Source organism: Sulfitobacter sp. 1A15299 (genome assembly GCF_043556915.1).
GTDB lineage: Bacteria > Pseudomonadota > Alphaproteobacteria > Rhodobacterales > Rhodobacteraceae > Sulfitobacter.
The window spans coordinates 1-1,798 of the sequence record NZ_JBIFFJ010000071.1 but is presented as its reverse complement, the minus strand read 5'-3'; the positions used below and the strand labels follow the sequence as shown (position 1 = coordinate 1,798).

Annotated in this window: 2 protein-coding genes; both read right to left on the bottom strand. The window is 57.5% G+C overall.

Translation table 11 applies throughout. The features are described 5' to 3' along the window. Positions 1-37: 37 nt before the first annotated feature. Positions 38-307: a hypothetical protein gene (locus ACGYK7_RS19085; protein ID WP_394403947.1), complete on the bottom strand. Its 270-nt coding sequence runs from the start codon at positions 305-307 to the stop codon at positions 38-40. Positions 308-322: 15 nt separating this feature from the next. Further along, positions 323-1,669, bottom strand: coding sequence for an ISNCY family transposase (locus ACGYK7_RS19080; RefSeq protein WP_168613405.1), 1,347 nt, complete (start codon positions 1,667-1,669; stop codon positions 323-325). Between the last annotated feature and the right edge of the window lie 129 nt (positions 1,670-1,798).

Genomic DNA, 1,798 nt, shown 5'->3' with positions numbered 1-1,798 from the left:
ACATATCGAAGGGCTGAAAAGCCTTGCGGGGATTGGCTTAGAGACCCAGCTTCCGTTGTTCGGTCTGATTGTAGAATGCTCTGACGCCGTCTTCGCGCACGATCTTTTCAAAGGCACGCCACGCAAGGACATCACCAAAGAAGGGCGGATTGTCTGAAATCTTCAACGTGCCGAATTGGTTCTCAACTGACAGGATCCAGCCGGGATCGATGCTGGTCTTGTAAATCTCGACGTCAAAGTGATGCCCGTCGATGGTGACGGTCTGGGTGTATTCGGAAAAGATGATCTCTGGCTCGTCCTCAGTCATACCGTCGATTTTGGCCTATTCCGCCGCCTGCGCAATCTTCTTCTTGGCTTTCGATCCTGAGGGCCTGCCAGGACGCCGCCCATTCGGTTTATAACCCATCTTCTCGGAATTTGTCCGCACCTTCGGCTTTGGCGGCGCGGCGTCCTGCATCTCCTTGATGTGTTCCAGAACTGCGCTCAGGTTTTTGTTGCTGGTGATTGCCGCATGGGTGACGCGCTGATCCATGTCGAAGACTGTGTAGGGCAGGGAGCGGCCTTTGGAGCGCACCTCGAACCGGCCATCAACAAAGGCGTAGGTGTCCACGTATTTGCCAACCAGCCCGCGCGTGATGTCACTCTCTTCGAGCATGATCCGCTTGCGGTCGTAGGAGAACGTTAACTGCCTGCCGACATAGCGGTTCTCGCGCCAGCACAGCACATCTGCCAGCCGATCCGGCTCGACATTGAGCGCGCGATGCAGGTTGTCCGACCGGGCCGGGGCCTTGGCGAACCTGGCGTTGTGGCGGTCTTTGAAGCCTTGCAAATAGGCGTTTCCAGCTTCCATGTCTGAAATGCCCGCGATGCGCAGTTCCTTGACCAGCCGATCCTGCAACGTGCGGTTGGCGCGTTCGACACGGCCTTTGGCCTGGCTCGAATTGGCGCAGAGAATCTCGATGTTTAGCTCACTCAGCGCCCGACCAAACTGGGTGATCCGCGCACCACCCTTGGCGTCTTCTTTGGAGACACGGAACACCGTGTGCTTGTCGGAATAGAACGCGACCGGGCGACCGTGTTTGTGCAGGTAGCTTTCCAAAGCTTCAAAGTAGCTGAACGTGCTCTCTGACTTCACAAACCGCAGTTCCATGAGCGTGCTGGTCGCGTCATCGATGAACACAAGCAGGGTGCAAGGTGGTGCGCGGTCTTCAAACCAGCGATGGTCCGAGCCGTCGATCTGGATCAGCTCACCGAAGCATTCCCGGCGCAGGCGAGGTTGATGAAACTGGCGGCGCTGCTTGCGAGACAGCCAGATGCCATCTTCAACCATCCACTTGCGCACCGTCTCACGCGAGACCTTTAACCCATGATGTTCGGCCAACATCTCAGCCGCAAGCGTCGGCCCGAAGTCCGGATAATGTTCCTTGATGACGGTAAGCGCATAATCGCGTTTGGCTGAGTGGATTTGGTTGTTCGGCGCGCGCCCACGCGACTTATGCCGGATCGCTGAGGCGCCGTCCTGGCGGTATCGCTTTAAAAGCCGAAACACTTGCCGCCGTGTCAGATCCAACATGTTCGCCGCATTAGCTACCGTCAGCCGACCATCGTCGACCTGCGCCAAAACCTCAACGCGGTTCAACTCGCGCTCACTCATCGTCACCCATCCCATGTCCACTAATCCTCGCTACCGTATGCAAGGAGAGTGACACTTCTTGTCTTAGGCTGAGGGCGGCTCTCATGCGATAAGGGAGCCGCTGTCCGGCACCTATGTATGCCGGTCAGCGGCGGGGGACGGATC

Excerpts from the sequence above, each read along its gene's own strand:
- ACGYK7_RS19085 (WP_394403947.1), bottom strand. The coding sequence starts at position 307 with ATGACTGAGGACGAGCCAGAGATCATCTTTTCCGAATACACCCAGACC.
- ACGYK7_RS19080 (WP_168613405.1), bottom strand. The coding sequence starts at position 1,669 with ATGGGATGGGTGACGATGAGTGAGCGCGAGTTGAACCGCGTTGAGGTT.